Annotated in this window: 18 protein-coding genes and 1 tRNA gene; 5 read left to right on the top strand and 14 right to left on the bottom strand. The window is 68.4% G+C overall.

Annotated elements, in window-relative coordinates:
* Window positions 1–93: 93 nt before the first annotated feature.
* From LRA89_RS02870 to glmM, 6 genes are all read right to left on the bottom strand, one after another.
* Window positions 94–1,209, bottom strand: a complete 1,116-nt coding sequence (locus LRA89_RS02870) for a site-specific DNA-methyltransferase (protein ID WP_230768948.1) — start codon at window positions 1,207–1,209, stop codon at window positions 94–96.
* A 184-nt stretch (window positions 1,210–1,393) separates the two neighbouring features.
* Window positions 1,394–1,987: a ribonuclease HII gene (locus tag LRA89_RS02865; RefSeq protein WP_055755510.1), complete on the bottom strand. Its 594-nt coding sequence runs from the start codon at window positions 1,985–1,987 to the stop codon at window positions 1,394–1,396.
* Window positions 1,980–2,288 carry a hypothetical protein gene (locus tag LRA89_RS02860; protein WP_055755509.1) on the bottom strand — a complete coding sequence of 103 codons (309 nt, stop codon included), beginning with the start codon at window positions 2,286–2,288 and terminating at the stop codon, window positions 1,980–1,982. The genes LRA89_RS02865 and LRA89_RS02860 overlap by 8 nt, the downstream gene beginning before the upstream one ends.
* Complete coding sequence (thiD, locus tag LRA89_RS02855; RefSeq protein WP_230768947.1) at window positions 2,281–3,435, bottom strand: bifunctional hydroxymethylpyrimidine kinase/phosphomethylpyrimidine kinase; 1,155 nt, start codon at window positions 3,433–3,435, stop codon at window positions 2,281–2,283. Before thiD ends, LRA89_RS02860 begins: the two co-directional genes overlap by 8 nt.
* Before the next feature lie 42 nt (window positions 3,436–3,477).
* Complete coding sequence (locus LRA89_RS02850; RefSeq protein WP_230768946.1) at window positions 3,478–3,654, bottom strand: DUF1272 domain-containing protein; 177 nt, start codon at window positions 3,652–3,654, stop codon at window positions 3,478–3,480.
* A 181-nt stretch (window positions 3,655–3,835) separates the two neighbouring features.
* Window positions 3,836–5,176, bottom strand: coding sequence for a phosphoglucosamine mutase (glmM, locus tag LRA89_RS02845; RefSeq protein WP_230768945.1), 1,341 nt, complete (start codon window positions 5,174–5,176; stop codon window positions 3,836–3,838).
* A gap of 71 nt (window positions 5,177–5,247) precedes the next feature.
* Here glmM and LRA89_RS02840 point away from each other — a divergent pair, with 71 nt between their 5' ends.
* Window positions 5,248–6,513 carry a dicarboxylate/amino acid:cation symporter gene (locus tag LRA89_RS02840; RefSeq protein WP_055755506.1) on the top strand — a complete coding sequence of 422 codons (1,266 nt, stop codon included), beginning with the start codon at window positions 5,248–5,250 and terminating at the stop codon, window positions 6,511–6,513.
* Between the two features lie 157 nt (window positions 6,514–6,670).
* Here the strand turns inward: LRA89_RS02840 and gorA are convergent, their stop codons facing one another.
* Both gorA and pgi read right to left on the bottom strand, forming a co-directional pair.
* Complete coding sequence (gene gorA / locus LRA89_RS02835) at window positions 6,671–8,020, bottom strand: glutathione-disulfide reductase (protein ID WP_230768944.1); 1,350 nt, start codon at window positions 8,018–8,020, stop codon at window positions 6,671–6,673.
* A complete protein-coding gene (pgi, locus tag LRA89_RS02830; protein WP_056497293.1) occupies window positions 8,017–9,507 on the bottom strand; it encodes a glucose-6-phosphate isomerase in 1,491 nt (496 codons plus the stop codon). Before pgi ends, gorA begins: the two co-directional genes overlap by 4 nt.
* Before the next feature lie 126 nt (window positions 9,508–9,633).
* Here pgi and lepB point away from each other — a divergent pair, with 126 nt between their 5' ends.
* Entirely contained in the window at window positions 9,634–10,470 is an 837-nt protein-coding gene (lepB, locus tag LRA89_RS02825; protein WP_156351474.1) for a signal peptidase I, read from the top strand.
* Window positions 10,419–11,135: a ribonuclease III gene (gene rnc, locus LRA89_RS02820; RefSeq protein ID WP_443024924.1), complete on the top strand. Its 717-nt coding sequence runs from the start codon at window positions 10,419–10,421 to the stop codon at window positions 11,133–11,135. Before lepB ends, rnc begins: the two co-directional genes overlap by 52 nt.
* A gap of 21 nt (window positions 11,136–11,156) precedes the next feature.
* Here the strand turns inward: rnc and LRA89_RS02815 are convergent, their stop codons facing one another.
* The 5 genes from LRA89_RS02815 to folK form a co-directional block, all read right to left on the bottom strand.
* Window positions 11,157–12,362 carry a hypothetical protein gene (locus LRA89_RS02815; RefSeq protein ID WP_230768943.1) on the bottom strand — a complete coding sequence of 402 codons (1,206 nt, stop codon included), beginning with the start codon at window positions 12,360–12,362 and terminating at the stop codon, window positions 11,157–11,159.
* A gap of 63 nt (window positions 12,363–12,425) precedes the next feature.
* Window positions 12,426–13,100, bottom strand: coding sequence for a phosphatase PAP2 family protein (locus LRA89_RS02810; RefSeq protein ID WP_230768942.1), 675 nt, complete (start codon window positions 13,098–13,100; stop codon window positions 12,426–12,428).
* Window positions 13,101–13,141: 41 nt separating this feature from the next.
* Window positions 13,142–13,882: a helix-turn-helix domain-containing protein gene (locus LRA89_RS02805; protein WP_230768941.1), complete on the bottom strand. Its 741-nt coding sequence runs from the start codon at window positions 13,880–13,882 to the stop codon at window positions 13,142–13,144.
* A gap of 107 nt (window positions 13,883–13,989) precedes the next feature.
* Window positions 13,990–14,065 (bottom strand) — tRNA-Lys (locus LRA89_RS02800).
* A gap of 19 nt (window positions 14,066–14,084) precedes the next feature.
* Complete coding sequence (gene folK / locus LRA89_RS02795; protein ID WP_230768940.1) at window positions 14,085–14,561, bottom strand: 2-amino-4-hydroxy-6-hydroxymethyldihydropteridine diphosphokinase; 477 nt, start codon at window positions 14,559–14,561, stop codon at window positions 14,085–14,087.
* 22 nt (window positions 14,562–14,583) lie between these two features.
* Between folK and LRA89_RS02790 the strand changes: the two genes are divergently transcribed.
* Window positions 14,584–15,246, top strand: a complete 663-nt coding sequence (locus tag LRA89_RS02790; protein ID WP_230768939.1) for a uracil-DNA glycosylase — start codon at window positions 14,584–14,586, stop codon at window positions 15,244–15,246.
* A 61-nt stretch (window positions 15,247–15,307) separates the two neighbouring features.
* Complete coding sequence (locus LRA89_RS02785; RefSeq protein ID WP_230768938.1) at window positions 15,308–17,077, top strand: DUF885 domain-containing protein; 1,770 nt, start codon at window positions 15,308–15,310, stop codon at window positions 17,075–17,077.
* 328 nt (window positions 17,078–17,405) lie between these two features.
* Here the strand turns inward: LRA89_RS02785 and LRA89_RS02780 are convergent, their stop codons facing one another.
* Window positions 17,406–18,122: a DUF4163 domain-containing protein gene (locus tag LRA89_RS02780; RefSeq protein ID WP_230769218.1), complete on the bottom strand. Its 717-nt coding sequence runs from the start codon at window positions 18,120–18,122 to the stop codon at window positions 17,406–17,408.
* Between the last annotated feature and the right edge of the window lie 42 nt (window positions 18,123–18,164).

The following is an 18,164-nucleotide window of genomic DNA, read 5'->3' as shown; positions in this document are numbered from 1 at the left end:
TATCCGCCGACGTTCGTGCTGGATTCGCAACCGTCACGTTTATGGATTCCCGCCTGCGCGGGAATGACGAAGTGTCGAGCTGAACGCCCCCGGTTACGGCTGCGTCGCGAGCAGCCACTGTTGCCGCAGCGTATCGATCGGCGCGAGCTTGCCCTCGCCCGCGACATGCCAGAAGGTCCAGCCGTTGCACGTCGGCGCGCCCTGCAATCCCGATCCCAGCTTGTGGATCGATCCGGCCATGCCGCACTCTGACAGCAGCGATCCGTCGGCCAGCACGCTCGCCCGCCAGCGGCGCTTCGCATCGGTCAGCACCGTGCCCGGCGGCACCAGCCCGTTCTCCACCAGCACGCCGAACGCCACGCGCGGCGGCTTGGTCGGCGCGCGCATCGCGCGGATCGCCGATTCGTCGAGCGGCAGCGCCGCCTCGATCCGCGCCGTCGCCGCCTCGACATAGCCCGCATCGCGTTCGATGCCGATGAAGCGCCGCCCCAGCCGCTTGGCGACCGCGCCGGTGGTGCCGGTGCCGAAGAACGGGTCGAGCACCACGTCGCCGGGCTTGGTCGACGCCAGCAGCACGCGGTACAGCAGCGCCTCGGGCTTTTGCGTCGGGTGGACCTTGGTCCCGTCCTTGCGCAGCCGCTCCGGCCCGCCGCAGATCGGGAATTCCCAGTCCGATCGCATCTGCAATTCGTCGTTCAGCGTCTTCATCTGGCGATAGTTGAAGGTGTAGCGCGCCTTCTCGCCCATCGACGCCCAGATCATCGTCTCATGCGCATTGGTGAAGCGCGTGCCCTTGAAATTGGGCATCGGGTTCGACTTGCGCCACACGATGTCGTTGAGAATCCAGAAGCCCTTGTCCTGGATGATCGACCCGACACGGTAGATGTTGTGATAGCTGCCGATGACCCAGATCGTGCCGTCGGGCTTCAGGATGCGTCGCGCCTCGGCCAGCCACGCCTTGGTGAAGGCGTCATAGGCGGCGAAGCTGTCGAACTTGTCCCAGTCGTCGTTGACCGCGTCGACCTGGCTGCCATCGGGGCGCAGCAGGTCGCCACCCAATTGCAGGTTATAGGGCGGATCGGCGAAAATGCAGTCGATCGACTTGGCCGGCAGCGACTGCATCGCGGCGATGCAATCATCCATCAGGATCCGGTCGAGCGGCAGGCTGACCGTCTTTGGCTCCCGCACCCGGATTTTCGTCGCGACCATTGTATTTTGTCCCCTTGCAGCCCGCTATTTCGGCCAATCCGCGAGTCGCGGTCAAGGGGGTGGGGTTGACTCTTGTGGTCGAGGCGATTCGTTCCCGCGCCGAATCGAGTCGCTTCCGGGCACATATGGAGTCTGCCAGCCACCGGCAGACTCAACATCTGGTAAAAAACGGTTCGTCGCAAATCTACAGCAGCAGCGCCTGCGCGACCGGTGCGAAGCTGCGCCGGTGTAGCGGCGTGACGCCCAGCGCGCGCAATCCGGCCAGATGCACCTTTGCGCCATACCCCTTGTTCGAGGCCCAGCCATAGCCGGGATATTCGGCATCGGCGGCGACCATCATCGCGTCGCGCGTCTCCTTGGCGACGATCGACGCGGCGGCGATCGACAGGCTCAGCGCATCGCCGCGCACGATCGCGAAGCTCGGATAGCGCCACTTCGGACAGCGATTGCCATCGACCAGCACCATCGCCGGCACGACATCAAGTGCCGCGACCGCGCGCTCCATCGCCAGCATGCTTGCCCACAGGATGTTGAGTTGGTCGATCTCCTCAACGCTCGCCACGCCGACGCCGACCTGCGCGCATTCCATCAACCGCGCATGCAGCACCGCCCGCCGCTTCGCCGACAACGCCTTGGAATCGTCCAGCCCCTCCGGCACGTCCGCCGGATCGAGGATCACCGCCGCCGCGACCACCGGCCCGGCCAGCGGCCCGCGCCCCGCCTCGTCCACACCCGCCACCAGTCCGGCATGGCGGGCCTCATGCGCGAAATCAGGCATCGGGTAACTTCCACAGATCGGCGATCAACGTCATGTCACGCCGTTCGAGCGGCTCGGCATCGTGCCGCCGCAATGCCGCGACGCGAGGGTCGTCCGCCAACACCGCGAACGCGCGGTCGCGGGTCGCCGTATCCGGCCAGCGGGCCAAGGCGCACAGGACCCCGTCGCCGGCATCGAACAATGCCGATCCGGACGACCCTTGCTCCAGTAGCGCCTCGGTAATGATCCGCCAGTCGGCCTCGAACGCAACGCGCACTGCATTCGCCACGCGCCAGCGGAACAACGTCGCCAGTTCAGCCACCGCCGATCCGCCACGGCGGGAAGCGCCGCATCTCGCCCGCCTGATACAGACAGACCTCGTTGCCCGCCGGGTCGAGCAGCCGCGCCTCGCGCCAGCCCCATGGGCGGTCAACCGGTTCCTGGGTGAACGACAGCCCCTGCCCTTTCAGGAACGGCACGATCACGCCCAGATCGCCGACCTCGAAGAACACCAGCGGGCGTTTGCGTTCCTCGGTCATCTCGATCGAGAAGGTGGCGCCGCCCTCGGTCTCGAACCGGGCATAGCGGCGGCTGGAGCGGACGATCTGTTTCAATCCCAGCAACCGGTAGAAATGCTCGCTGGCGGCCACGTCGTCGGCGGGCACCGTCACCTGATTGAGCATCGGCGACCAGCGCGACTGGTTGAGGTCGAGCCGCACGCCCTGCTGCGCCATCGGCCCCGCGCCGCGCCCCAGTTCGTTGGCGCCGAGCATCGAGATCCGCACGAAGTCGCGCGCGCGGCCGATCGCCTCGGGCAGCGTCCATTCCTTGGCCAGTTCGCAGGCGATTCCCGTGGACAGGGTGCAGCCGGTGCCATGCGTCGCCATGCCGTCGATGCGCGGACCGGACCATTCGATCACCGGCGGTGCGCCGCTGCCCGACTGGTGCAGCCGGTCGATCACCACCTCGCCCTCGCCGTGCCCGCCCTTTTCCAGCACCGCGCGCGCCTTGCCCAGCATCGCGGCCACCCCGCCCAGCGCCTTCGCCTCGGGCAGATTGGGGGTGGTGACGGTGGCCAGCGCCATTAGCCGGTCGAACGCGGCGATCGTCGCCTCGTCGGCCAGCCGCGCGCCGCTCGACGCTATCATCACCGGATCGAACACGATCGGCACGCCCGGCAGTTCGGCCAGCTTGTCGGCCACGGCATGCGCGGTCCGCGCCGATCCGATCATGCCGATCTTGATCGCATCGACGCCGATGTCGCGCACCACCGCGTCGATCTGCGCGATAACGATGTCGACCGGCACGGCATGCACCGCATCGACGCCCAGCGTGTTCTGCGCGGTGACGGCGGTGATCGCAGTCATCGCATGGCAGCCCAGCATCGTCGCGGTCTTGATGTCGGCCTGGATGCCGGCGCCGCCGCCGGAATCGGACCCGGCGACGATGAGGATACGGGGAGTGGTCATGGCCGCCGGACTAGCAGCAAGCGCAGCGCGATCAAGACACCGCTATTTCCGCCGCGCCGGCCGGTCGACCAGTTCGCCGCGACACTTGGGGCAGACCTCGTCCAGTTCGTCGGCGCAATCGGCGCAGAACGTATCCTCGAACGAACAGATGAACGCGCCGTGCGCATGGGGCGCGAGCGGCGTGTCGCACCGCTCGCATACCGGCTTCATGTCCAGCATTTGGGTCCAATCGATATTGAGGGGTCGAGCCAGCAACATTGCTCCCCTCCCTGACAAGGGAGGGGCTGGGGGGTGGGTCGGCCCGCGAGGGAAGGTAAGCGTTCCACAACCGGCCAACCCACCCCCGCCCCCTCCCTTCCAGGGAGGGGAGTGGCCGCGTGCCCCGTCGGGTCGATCGGTTTCAGGCAGCGACCTGTCGCACCGCGTCGCAGATGCGGTCGACCACCGCCTCGACATGGCGCGCGTCGTCGCCCTCGGCCATCACCCGGATCACCGGTTCGGTGCCCGACGGCCGCAGCACCAGCCGCCCACGCCCGGCCAGTTCGGCCTCGACGCCCGCCACCACGTCGCGCACGCGCGGATCGTCGAGCGGCTTGCCGCCCGAAAACCGCACGTTCTTGAGCAGTTGCGGCAGCGGATCGAAGCGGTGGAGCACCTCGCTCGCAGGCGCGCCGGCGCGCTTGATCTCGGCCAGCACCTGGAGCGCGGCGACCAGCCCGTCGCCGGTGGTCGCATAGTCGGACAGGATGATATGTCCCGACTGTTCGCCGCCGACATTGTAGCCCGAGCTGCGCATCTTTTCGAGGACGTGGCGGTCGCCCACGGCGGTCCGCACCAGCCCCAGCCCCTGTGCCGACAGATGCCGTTCGAGGCCGAGGTTCGACATGACGGTCGCGACAAGGCCACCGCCCTTCAACCGCCCGGCGCGCGCCCATCCGGCGGCGATCGTCGCCATCAACTGGTCGCCGTCGATCACCTTGCCCTGTTCATCGACCACGATCAGCCGGTCGGCGTCGCCGTCCAGCGCGATGCCGATCTGCGCGCCCGACGCGACGACGGTTTCCGACAGCGTCTGCGGCGCGGTCGATCCGACGCGGTCGTTGATGTTCTTGCCGTTGGGCGACACGCCGATCGCGACAACCTCCGCGCCCAGTTCCCACAGCGCGGAGGGCGCGACGTTGTACGCCGCGCCATTGGCACAATCGAGCACCAGCTTCACCCCGTCGAGCCGCATGTCGCTGGGGAAGGTCGATTTGGCGAAGTGGATATAGCGGCCGCGCGCATCCTCGATCCGCTTGGCGCGGCCGATGTCGCCCGGCGCCGAAAGTTCGATCTCTCTCTCGATCAGCGCCTCGATCGCCAGTTCGGCCTCGTCGGACAGCTTGTAGCCGTCCGGCCCGAACAATTTGATGCCGTTGTCGAAGAACGGATTGTGGCTGGCGGAGATCATCACGCCCAGGTCGGCGCGCATCGACTGGGTCAGCATCGCCACCGCCGGGGTCGGCATCGGGCCGACCAGCACCACGTCCATGCCGACCGAGGTGAACCCCGCAACCATCGCGTTTTCGAGCATATAGCCCGACAGCCGGGTGTCCTTGCCGATCACCACGCGGTGGCGGTGATGCCCACGCCGGAAATGCGCGCCGGCGGCCATGCCGATCCGCATCGCCATCTCCGCCGTCATCGGCCGGGTGTTGGTCAGCCCGCGAATGCCGTCGGTGCCGAAATATTTCCTTGCCATCGTGCCATACGCCTTCAGGTTGAGCCTTTGCGTGGCGACGCTACTACCGCCACTTTGTTAAAAGGGCGAGCATGTCGCAGGCGACACGAATTTTGGGCGGACTGGGCGCGGGGCTGGCGCTGGGCATCGTGCTGGCGGCGCAGGCGCCGGACACGGCGGTATCGGGCATCGCCGTCGCCGAACCGGTCGGCACCGCATGGTTGAACGCGCTGCGGATGACGATCGTCCCGCTGGTGGTGGCGCTGCTCGTCACCGGCGTCGCGCAGACGGCGGAGGCGGCGCGCGCGGGACGGATCGCCACGCGCTCGCTGCTGCTGTTCGTCGTCATCCTTTGGACGTCGTCGGCACTGGGCGCACTCGTCACCCTGTCGCTGCTCGACCTGTTCCCGCTGGGCGATACCGCCGCGCAGGCGCTGCGCGCGACGTTCGGCAGCGCCGCCCCGGTCGACAAGGTGCCGCCGTTCACCGACTTCCTCGTCGCGATCGTGCCGACCAATCCGGTATCGGCGGCGGCGAACGACCAGTTCCTGCCGCTGATCCTGTTCACCCTCGTCTTCGCCTTCGCGCTCACCCGCTTGCCGCAGGACCATCGCGGGGTGCTGGTGCGGCTGTTTCAGGCGATCGCCGACACGATGCTGATCGTCATCAACTGGGTCTTGTGGCTGGGGCCGATCGGCGTGTTCGCGCTCGGCTATGTCGTCGGCGCGCGCGCCGGCACAGCAGCGTTCGGCGCGCTGATCCATTACGTCCTGATCCTGATGAGCGTGGGGCTGACGATCTGGCTGCTCGCCTATCCTCTGGCGCGATTCGGCGGCCGGATCTCGATCGCGCGCTTCCTGAAGGGCACCACCCCGGCACAGGCGGTCGCGATCTCGACCCAGTCGTCGCTCGCCTCGCTGCCGGCGATGCTCAAGGGCGCGGGCGACCTCGGCGTGCCGGTGGCAACGTCGGGCGTGGTGCTGCCGATGGCGGTGGCGCTGTTCCGCGCGACGGGTCCGGCGATGAACGTCGGCGTCGCGCTCTATGTCGCGCATGTGTTCGGCGTGCCGCTGGGCGCGGGGCAGATCGCGGCGGGGATCGCGGCGGGCGCGATCACCACGATGGGCGCGGCCAGCCTGCCAGGCCAGATCAGCTTCGTCTCCTCGATCGCGCCGATCGCCGTGGCGATGGGCGTGCCGGTCGAACCGCTGGCGCTGCTCGTCGCTGTGGAGACGCTGCCCGACATCGTCCGCACGCTCGGCAACGTGACGATGAACGTCGCCGTGACGGCCACGATCGGCGAGCGCGTCGGCGGCGATCGGATGAGCGAGGCCGATGCGATTCTGGCGGAAGGGTGAAAAGGGCACGCCTGCTCCCCTCCGTGACAAGGGAGGGGCCGGGGGTGGGTCGGCCCGCGAGGGAACGATAGCGTCCGCCCCAAACCAACCCACCCCCAGCCCCTCCCTTGTCACGGAGGGGAGTAGGTTGCGAAGGCCGGGATGACGTGTCCCGCCCCTATTTCATCAACACCAGTTCTTCCGCCATCGTCGGGTGCAGCGCGACCGTCTCGTCGAACGCATCCTTCGTCAGCCCCGCCTTCACCGCGATCGCCGCCGCCTGCAATATCTCCGGTGCATCGGGCCCGATCATGTGCAGCCCGACGATCCTGCCCGTCACATCGTCGCAGATCATCTTGTACAGCGCGCGCTCGTTGCGACCCGCCAGCACGTTCTTCATCGGGCGGAAGTCGGAGAGGTACACCTTGACCGATCCGAGCTTCGACTTGGCCTCGCCCTCGGTCATGCCGACGCCCGCCATCGGCGGATGGCTGAACACCGCCGAGGGGATGTTGACGTAATCGACCCGGACGTCCTTGCCGCCATAGGTGCGATCGGCGAACGCTTGCCCCTCGCGGATCGCGACCGGGGTGAGCTGCACCCGGTTGGTGACGTCGCCGACCGCATAGATCGACGGGCACGCCGTCTGCGCCTCGTCGTTCACCTGGACCGCGCCCTTCTCGTCCAGCACGACGCCGGCCGACTCCAGCCCCAGCCCATCGGTATTGGGCGTACGGCCGGTGGCGAACATCACCATGTCGACGGTGACGGGTTCGTGGTTCGACATCCTGACCGTCAGGCAACCGTCGTCGCCCTTCTCGATCCCCTCGAACTCGGCGTGAAAGCGGAACTCGATGCCCTTGGTCATCGAAATCTGGAGCAGCCGGTCGCGGATCGATTCGTCATAGCCGCGCAGGATCACATCGCTGCGGTTGATGAGGATCACATGCGCGCCGAGCTGGTGGAACACGCCCGCGAACTCGTTGGCGATATAGCCCGCGCCGGCGATCAGGATACGCTTGGGGATCGCATCCAGATGAAACGCCTCGTTCGAGGTGATGCCGTGTTCGGCACCGGGGCACGACGGCACCGCCGGCGTCGCCCCCGTGGCGATCAGGATGCGCTCGGCCGTGATCTCACGCCCGCCCGAAAGCTTCACCGAATGCGGACCGGTAACGGTCGCGCGTTCGTGCAGGATGTCGACGCCGTGGTTCTCCAGCGTCGCGGTGTACGCGCCGTTGATCCGGTCGACCTCGGCCAGCACATTGTCGCGCAGCCGCTCCCAACTGAAATGGCACTGCGCCGGCACGTCCCAGCCGAACGCATTGGCATCGCGCAAATCCTCGGCGAAATGCGCGCCATAGACGAGCAGCTTTTTAGGGACGCACCCCCGGATCACGCAGGTGCCGCCGACGCGATATTCCTCGGCCACCGCGACCTTCGCGCCATAGGCGGCGGAGACGCGCGCGGCACGGGTGCCGCCCGATCCCGCCCCGATGACGAACAGGTCGTACTCATAATCGCTCATGCAAGTCCTGCCCGTGCCAGAAGATCGTTGGTCGACGCATCGAACGTCTGGCCGCCGCGATCGGCTGCCTTGGCCATTTCTTTTCCAAGCTCGACGCCGAACTGGTCGAACGGGTTGATCCCGATCAGCGCCGCGTTCACGAACGTCCGCGCCTCATAGAACGCGATCAGCGCGCCCAGCGTCCGCGCATCGAGGTCCTGCAACAGCAGTGTCGACGACGGCCGGTCGCCGGCATAGGCGCGCGCCGGATCGTCGTTCGCCTTGCCCGCCATCAACGCCGCGCCCTGCGCAAAGGCGTTGAGCAGCAACTGCCGGTGATGCGCGGGGTCGAGCGTATCGCCCGCCTCGACCACCGCGACGAATTCCAGCGGCACGATCCGCGTCCCCTGGTGCAGCAACTGGAACACCGCATGCTGCGCATCGGTGCCCACGCCACCCCAGGTGATCGCCGCCGAATGGCGCCCCAGCGGCTCGCCCGCCGCCGTCACCGACTTGCCGTTCGATTCCATCTCCAATTGCTGGAGATACGACGGCAGCAGCCGCAACCGCTCGTCATAGGCAAAGGTCGCGCGCGTCTCGCACCCGACGACCTGCGCATAATACAGGTCGGCGAACGCGGCGAGCACCGGCGCGTTTTCCTTGAGGTCGGCGAGCCGGAAATGCCGGTCCATTTCGGCCGCGCCCTCCAGCAGTTCCTCATAGGCCGAAAAGCCCAGCGCCAGCGCGAACGGAAAGCCGATCGACGACCACAGCGAATACCGCCCGCCGACGCTCTCGGCGAACGGCAGCACGCGCGTCTCGTCGACGCCCCATTCCACCGCCTTGTCGGGCGCGGCGGTCAGCGCGATGACCCGGCCATAGGGGTCCTCGACCCCGCCCTCGCTCATCCACGCCAGCGCCGACGTGGCGTTCAATATCGTCTCGGTCGTGGTGAACGTCTTAGAGGCGATGACGAGTAGCGTCGCGGCGGGATCGAAGCCTTTCAGCGCCTCCTCCATCGCCACGCCGTCGACGTTCGACACGATCGCCACGTCATAGCGGTCCTCGTCACGCCCCAGCGCGTCGAAGATCAGGTCCGGCCCCAGCGCCGATCCGCCGATGCCGACGTGCAGGATGTGGCGCACCGGGCCGAACGCCTCGGCCTCGATCGCGTCGATCACCTGCCGCATCCGCGTCTGGAAGCCCCGCGCCTGCGCCACGTCCTCGGCCGATCCCTCGCCGCGCTCGGCGGTGTGGGTCGCCGCGCGCCCCTCGGTCACGTTGATGACCTGCCCCGAAAACAACGCCTCGCGCTTGGCGGCCAGTTCCATCGTCGCGGCAAGGCCGGTGAAGGCATCGAGCGCGGCATCGTCGAGATGCGTCTTGGCGAAATCGAAATGAATGCCGCCGACATCGACGGTCAGCTTGGCGAGCCGGTCGGGATCGTTCGCGAACAGATCGGTCAGCCGGGTTTGCGGAAGATTCTCGATCGCGGACCAGTCCTGCATCGCCATGTCGTGCCTCGTTCGTCGCTTGGGAATAGGATGCCGCAGCCCTAGGATGCGTGTCCGTACAGGTCCAGTGCCGATGCGATCCGCTTGACGCCCCGCCCCCGCCCTAGCATGGCACGCTCCATGGCTCTCGATCCCGCCCCCGCGACTCCCGCGCCCGCCGCATCCCCCGCGCCCAAGCCGAAACGGTCGGAAACGGCGGATTTGCTGCTGTTCCTGCTGAAGCTCGCGATCGTGGTGTTCGTGATCCGCTCGTTCCTGTTCTCGCCCTTCTCGATCCCGTCGGGGTCGATGCAGCCGCGCCTGCTGATCGGCGACTATCTGTTCATCACCAAATGGAACTACGGCTATTCGCGCCATTCGCTGCCGTGGAGCCTGCCGCTGATCCCCGGGCGGATCATGGCCAGCACGCCCGCGCGCGGCGACGTGGTGGTGTTCAAGGCACCGCCGACCGCGAAGCAGGATTATATCAAGCGCGTCATCGGCCTGCCCGGCGACACGGTGCAGATGCGCGGCGGCCAGTTGTTCCTGAACGGCACCGCCATCCCCAAGCAGCGCATCGCCGACTTCGTCGTGCCCGTTTCGCCAAACACCGGCTGCGGCTATGAATTCCAGCGCGTGGTCGCGCAGGCGCCCGCCTGCGCCTATCCGCAGTTCCGCGAGACGCTGCCCGGCGGCAAGAGCTACAACGTCCTCGATCTCGGCACGACCGAGGCCGACGATACCGGCGTGTTCACCGTCCCCGCCGGCCACGCCTTCCTGATGGGCGACAACCGCGACGACAGCGCCGACAGCCGCTTCCCGGCGCGCGAAGGCGGTGGCATCGGCATCGTTCCGCTCGAGAATATCGAGGGCAAGGCGGTGGTGAACTTCTTCTCGACCGACGGATCGGCCAACTGGCTGCTGCCATGGACGTGGGTGAGCGCCGCGCGCTGGAGCCGGATCGGGGAAGGCTTCTGAGCGAGCCGCTGGCAGACTGGGTGGCCCGCGCGCTCGGCCGCGCGCCCACCCGGATCGACGACTATGCCCGCGCGCTGACCCATGGCAGCACCGCGCACGCGACCTATGAACGGCTCGAGTTCCTCGGCGACCGCGTGCTGGGCCTCGCCGTCGCCGAATGGCTCTACGAGCGGTTTCCCGGCGAGAGCGAGGGCGCGCTGTCCAAGCGGTTCAACGCGCTCGTCACCGGCGCGGTCTGCGCCGACATCGCGCGCGCGATCGGCGTCGTGCCCCATCTGAAACTCGGCAAGCAGGCGCGCGACGACGGTGCCGGCGACAGCGACAACGTGCTGGGCGACGTGATGGAGGCGCTGATCGGCGCCTTCTACCTCGACCACGGCCATGACGCAGCGCGCGGCCTCGTCCGTGCGCTGTGGGGCGCGCGCATCGACGCGCAGCTCCGCGTACCGCGCCATCCGAAATCGGCGCTCCAGGAATGGGCGGCGGCGCACAACCGCAAGCCGCCCGAATATGCCATCGTCGACAAGTCCGGCCCGGGCCACGCGCCGCGCTTCACGGTGCGCGTCACGATCGGCAAGCTGGCGGCGACGGAGGCCACCGGTACGTCGAAACAGGAAGCGGAGACGGCGGCGGCCAAGGCGCTGCTGCGGGAGCTGGGCGACTAGCCCACTTCCGCAGCGCCCGGCCTATGCGCTCCCACCGATCACCGCCCCGGCCAGCGCGATCAATGCGGTCGGCTGGTGAATCGCCGGATCGATCGCAAAGTCGGTCCAGCCTGGTTTTTCGACCGGATCGGCGAACCCCAGCGCCTGCACCACGCCGGCACCGGTTCGCGCATATCCCCGCAAAACACCTCGGCTGGTGGCGGTAATCTTGACAAGGACGGCATGTCCCGGCTCGCGATAGAGACGCGCCTGCGGGATGCCGACGTAATCGAGTTCGATACCCGCCGGAGCGATGAGATCGAGCTCGTCGAGGAACGCCTCGCCCGGCGGGTCCAGTCTCGCACGGAACGCGATTTCGCCCGGTGCGCAGCTATCGTCCGTATCGACGGGTTCGGCGATATGCTCCGCTGCGACGGTCGGTGCTTCCGTCGATGCCAGATCGGCAGACAGGCTGGCAGCCCTGGACGAATAGGGCGGCAACGGCTCCCTCAGTGCCTCGACCAGTTCGCGCCGGAAGTCGTCGAGCGTCGCCTGCTGCTCGGTGCCGACCGCAGTCTCCTTGTTGCATATCGGCTCGAGCGCATGGATCAGATGGCGCTCGCACCGTTCGAGCCACTTGTATTTGATCCATTGCCGGTGCGCCCGGTCCATCGGCACCCCCACGGGCAGCGCCGCCGGATCCAGCCGGGCATAGACGAAGCTGATCCGCGCGAACATCTCGTCCTCGCGGCCCGGACGAAGCAGGTCCCAGTTGCGGGCGGCGAAGCGCGCCTTGCGATAGGTACAACTGGCCCCGGTCGTTTCGATCAGCGGATGCCCCTGCGCGGCGAGCGCGCCACGATCGACCTCGCGTCCGCCCAGCGCCCCGGCGATCGCATCGAACGGCGCATTCGGCGCATCGTCGAGAATGCGGGCGACGTCGGCGGCGGTGAAGCAGACGTTGGGCGAACGCAGCGTCTGATAGGTCAAATGCAGCCGCCATCGCGTCAGCACGCTGCCGGCCATGCTGTCGGTCTTGGCACCCGAATAGATGCCGACGTAGAACAGCGCTCCGTCTAGGAACAGGCCGTACACGCCCGCCCCGCGCAGCGACGCCATGTCGATCGCGCGGCCGGGGCGGCGATGCGCGCTCAGGTTCATGTGATCGGGACGGTCGGTCTTCGGACCATGCGGTGCCGGGCGGAACAGTTCATCGGCCCGATAAGGCCGGGACAACACAAGGGACATCGACGCTCCGTGATGACAGGTACGGTGATAAAGCCCTGCCCCGCTTAGCAATCGGTTAAGCGATCACCGCCCCAACACCCGAATCTCCACCCGCCACCACGCCACCGCCCACAACGCCCCGAACGTCCACCCCGCCAGCACGTCGCTCGGCCAATGCACGCCCAGATACACCCGGCTTGCGCCGATCGCCGCGACCAGCAGCGCCGCCGTGCCCACGATCACCCCCCGCGTCGCCCGCCCGCGCACGATCGGGAACGCCAGTGTCGCCAGCGTCAGATAGACGATCGCCGAATGCGCGGCATGGCCGCTCGGGAAGCTGCTCGACGTTTCCTGCATCAAATGCGGGACCAGATCGGGGCGGGTCCGCGCCACCAGATGCTTGAGCCCGCTGTTGGCCGCGCAGCCAAGCCCGGTGCCGACCATCACCAGCGCTGCGCTGCGCCACCGCCCAAGGCTGGCCAGCAGCGCGGCGGCGAACATCACCACCATCGTCAGCACGGTCGCCCCGCCGAGCGCGGTCACGTCGCGCACTGCCGAGGCGAACTTCGCCGACCCGACCGGCGTCCCGTCCGGCCGCCGCAGCGCCAGCAGGATGCGGGTGTCGAAGGCGAACGCATCCCCCGCCACCACCCGCGATGCGAGAAAGAACAGTATCAGCAGCGCCACCACGGTCCCGGCAATGCCGATCATGCTCCACGGGATACGGCGCGACGGGCGGGGTTCGGCGGCAAGCGACATGCCGCCGCTTGTCGACGCTCGCCCGCCCCCGCGCAACCGGCTTATCCGGCTATCGCCTGCTCGACATAGCGGCGCGGCGTCATGCCGAGGAACAGATGCGCATCGCGCAGCAGATGCGGCACGCTGCGATACCCGCCCTCCTGCGCCGCCGTGGTCAGCCCCGCCTCGCGGAACCGGTCGAGCGCGCGCAGGAAGCGGCGGCGCATCAGCAGCGACTTGGTCGAAAAACCGAAATGGCGCAGCGCCGTCCGCCCCAGCGCCTCGCGTGATAGGCCGAGGGTTTCGGCGATCCGTCCGGCGTTGGCGGCCTCGTCGCGGTCGATCGCCGCCTGCAACCGGGGGACCAGCGGATCGCCCGGCGCGGCAGCGGCGTCGCACCGCCGGATCAGGACGGCGCGGGCGTGGCGCGCGATCTCGGCGGCGGGCATCGCCGGGCGGATGGCGGCGGACAGGTCGCGCGCCAGCGCGCCGGCGCGCAGCGGATCGAACGGGCTGATGCGATTGGCGACGGCGGCGGCGGACAGCGGCAGGACCTGCGCCCATTCGGCGGGGCCGAGCGGCACGACCACCACGTCCTGCGCGCCGTCGGCCATGATCCGCAGCGGCTTGCTGGTCGGCCCGACCAGCGCCAGCGTGGGCAGCGGTGCCGGCGGCAACGCGCCGACCTGCGCCCATGCCCGCCCGTCGCCCACGCGGATCAGGATGCGCGCATCGCCCGGCAGGTGCCACCGCTCGCCCACCGGCGGCCGGACCGGCGCGCCGCAATGCTCGTCGAGGTACATGGTGCGATCGACCCCCGCCCGTGAAACAGGGGGTGGGTCATGCGCCGGGGATCGGGGGAACGCCATGCCGTCACGGCTCAAACACCGGACAATGCGTCGCATTTCGCTGGTGAGCCCGTCGGGATTCGAACCCGAGACCTACAGATTAAAAGTCCGTTGCTCTACCAACTGAGCTACGGGCCCATCAACGAAGCGCCAGCCCCTAGGCGCGGCGACGGCCGTGGTCAACCATCTGCTGCAACTGTCGCATCGTCCGCCCGCCCACCGGATCGCGCCACCGCGCCGCGACGGCTGCCAGCGGCCGCAGCACGAACGCCCGTTCGCGAAACGCCAGATGCGGCACGACCAGTCCGGGCGAGCGCCAGCACCCGCCCGACCACAGGATGATGTCGAGGTCGATCACCCGCGATCCCCACCGCCGCCCGCGCCGCCGCCCGAACCTGCGCTCGATCGCCTTTAGTGCATCGAGCAACGCCGCCGGCCCCAGCGCGCTGTCGATGATCGCGACGGTGTTCGCGTACCGCCGCAGCGACGGCCCGAGTGGCGCGCTGGCCATGACCGGCGCGACCGCTCGCACCCCGTCCAGCGCCGCCACCGCCGCGCGGACCTCCGCCACCGGCCCGCCATGGCGGCCCCACCGGTTCGATCCGATCGCGATGGCATAGGTTGAGCTCGACATCCCCCGCGACTATCGCCTGCCGATGGACATCACCACCCCTGCCGAACCCATGATCGCGCCACCGACCGACTGCCCGCGCTGCCCCCGCCTTGTGGCGACCCGCGACGCGCTGCGCACTGAACACCCCGACTGGTGGAACGCACCGGTGCCGCGCTTCGGCGATGCCGACCCGTGGCTGGCGATCGTCGGCCTCGCGCCGGGATTGCAGGGCGCCAACCGCACCGGGCGGCCGTTCACCGGCGACCGGTCGGGGCCACTGTTCTGGGACACGCTGATCGCCGCCGGGCTGGCGGAGGGCAGCTACACCGGCAAGGTCACCGATGCGCCCGAGTTGCGCGGCGTCGCGATCTTCAACGCCGTCCGCTGCCTGCCGCCTGAAAACAGGCCGACCCCGGAGGAAATCCGCACCTGCCGCCCGTTCCTCGACGCCGATCTGGCGGCAATGCCGTCGCTGAAGGTCGTGGTGGCGCTGGGCGCGATCGCGCACCAGTCGGCGGTAAAGGTGCTGGGCGGGCGGCTGCCCAAGGCACCGTTCGCGCATCTCGCCGAACACCGCATGCCCGGCGGCGTGATCCTGCTCGATAGCTATCACTGCTCGCGCTACAACCAGAACACCGGGCGGCTGACCCCGGAGATGTTCGCCGCGGTGTTCGCCCGCGCGATCCACTTACGCGACGGCGCATGATTCCGCTTGTGCGCGTGGTGTCGCAGGGTAGCGTATGCCGACCAGTCTGAGGGGAAATCCGATGTACCGCCGCCATTTCGTCGCGCTGATGGCGCTCGCGCCGCTCGCCCGCGCGCTGCCCGCCGTGGCGCAGGGCGGGGCGGCGGGGGATTTCGCCCGGCTCTCGGCGGCCTATCTGGCCGGGATGGCGCGGCTGCATCCGGGCTATGCCACCGCGCTCGGCAACCACGCGCATGACGGCGAGGTCGAGGATTTGTCCGCCGCCGGCCGCGCCCGCGACGCGGCCTTCCTGCGCGCGACGCTGGACGAGCTCGGCCGGATCGACCGCGCCACGCTGTCACGCGACGATCAGGTTGATGCGGCGCTGCTCGACAACGACCTGCGCTATCAACTGTGGACGCTGGAAGTGCTGCAACCCTTCGCGTGGGACCCGCAGGGGGCCAATGGCACCATTTCGGGCGGCCTCTATGCGCTGGCGGCGCGCGACTTCGCGCCATGGCCGCAGCGGCTGCGCTCCGCCACGCGGCGGATGGAGCAGGTGCCGGCGATGTACGCGCAGATGCGCGACACCATCGTTCCCGCGCGCGTCCCGGCGATCTTCGCGACGACCGTCGCCAAGCAGAACGGCGGCATCCTCCAGATCGTCGACACGATGCTTAGCCCCCACAAGGACACGCTGCCCCGCGGCGATCGGGCGCGGTTCGACCGGGCGGTGGCGACGCTGCGCGGCGCGGTCGCCGAACAGCAGCGCTGGCTCGACACCATGCTGGTCCCCGCCGCGAAGGGCGATTTCCGTTTGGGGACGGCGCTCTACGACCAGAAGCTGAAATTCGCGCTCGTCTCGCCGCTGTCGCGTGGTGAGATCAAGGCGCGCGCCACCCGCGCCGCCGCCGACACGCGGGCCGAAATGTATGCGCTCGCCCGCACCGTCCTGCGCGGTCGCCCCACCGCGCCGCCCACCCCTGCCCGCCCGACCCCGGCGCAGCAGCAGAAGGCGATCGAGGCGGCGTTGGAAATGACCTATGCCCGCCGCCCGAACCGGAACCAGGTGATGGCGAAGGCGCGCGCGACACTGGCCACCGCCACCGCCTTCGTCCGCGAAAAGAAGCTGGTGCGCGTGCCGGCCACCCCGGTCGAGATCATCGAGATGCCCAAGTTCCAGCAGGGCGTGGCCGTCGCCTATTGCGACAGCCCGGGGCCGCTTGAAAAGCATCTGGGCACTTTCTACGCCGTCTCGCCGATCCCGGCCGACTGGTCCGACGCGCAGGCCACCTCGTTCCTGCGCGAGTACAACGACTATATGCTCCACGACCTGTCGATCCACGAGGCGATGCCGGGCCACTACCTCCAGATCGCGCACAGCAACGAGAACAAGTCGATCCTGCGCGCGGTCCTGTCGTCGGGGCCGTTCGTCGAGGGCTGGGCGGTCTATGCCGAGGGGATGATGGCCGACGCCGACTATCTCGACGGCGATCCGCTGTTCAAGCTGACCGTGCTGAAAATGCGGATGCGTTCGATCACCAACGCGCTGCTCGACATCGGCATCCATACCGAGGGCCTCACCGAAGCGACCGCAATGGACATGATGATGCGCGGCGCGTTCCAGCAGGAGCGCGAGGCCGCCGGCAAATGGACCCGCGCCCGGCTGGGCTCGACGCAGTTGCCGAGCTATTTCGTCGGCTACAGCGAACACATCGACCTGCGCCGCGACGCCGAACGCCGCGACGGCACGAAGTTCGACCTGATGCGCTACAACGACGCGGTCATCTCGCACGGCTCGCCGCCGGTGCGCTATGTGCGGGCGCTGATGTTCGGGGAGCCTATCGCGTAGGGGGTTCGGGAAGAAGGAAGGTCGGTTCCCGCGAAGGCGCGAAGAAGGTTTTGTTCGCGCGGAGGCGCGGAGGCGCGGAGAAGTAGCGCCTGCCGCCGCCGCCATCGTCATTCCCGCGAAGGCGGGAATCCATACACGCCGACGTTCCTGAAAGAGACGAAACGGTAGCGTCTATGGATTCCCGCCTTCGCGGGAATGACGAAGAGGAGAGCGCCGCGAAACCCGACGTAGCTGGCTACCGTAGGACATCGCCAGAAGCGAAACCCCTCCGCGCCTCCGTGCCTCCGCGCGAACCAACCTTCCTTCTTCTTCGCAGCGCATCGCCCGCCTACCGAACCATAAACGCCCCGCGATACTCAGGCTTCACCGCGCGCAGCACCGCCGCGCTCACCGGAACCGTCGTCTCATACTGCCCCTCGGCGTACGAGCCGACGACATATTGGTCGGCGATCACCCCGATCCGGTCGAACGCGCGACCGTTCGATGATCCCAGCAGCACCGTCACATCCTTGACCGGCGGACATTTGCCGAAAATGCCGTCGGAGGGCATCGGCCCACCTGCGCGACGATCGCGCTCGGCGCGCATCCACTTGCACCACGTCGGCATCACCGCCGCCTGCAACGCTGCGTTCGACACGAACACCTCCTTCGGATCGAGCCGCTTCCCCACGCGCTTGTCCCAGACCATGCTCCCCGACGCGGTCGAGCCATGCGCGCCACCGGTATAGCCGTAACTCACCGACGACAGGCTGAGGAACCGCGGCGTATCGGTCACGACCTGCCATTCGCGCGAGGCGTCATGCTTGCGGAACGGGAAGCCACCGCGCTTCGATTCGCGCCGGTCCCCGGCGGCGTCGCGCGCGGTGCTGGTCCGCAGCTTCGCCCTGTCTGCCTCCAGCCATGCCTTCAGCGGCGCGATTCTCCCCGCCTGCGCCGGATAGCTATATTTGAAGTCATAGTCCGCCGTTCCCTGCGCCACCGCCGGAACCGCGACCGCCGCCAACACCAACGCCGTCATCACCCGCATCGCCCGATCCTCCTGCATCACGGCTATTCCGGGGCGGCTGTACGGGCGATGACCGGACGG

Origin of the sequence: Sphingomonas sp. Leaf4, assembly GCF_920939515.1 — a bacterium.
GTDB lineage: Bacteria > Pseudomonadota > Alphaproteobacteria > Sphingomonadales > Sphingomonadaceae > Sphingomonas.
The sequence above is the reverse complement of the archived record's forward strand: the minus strand, read 5'-3'. Positions and strand labels throughout refer to the sequence as shown.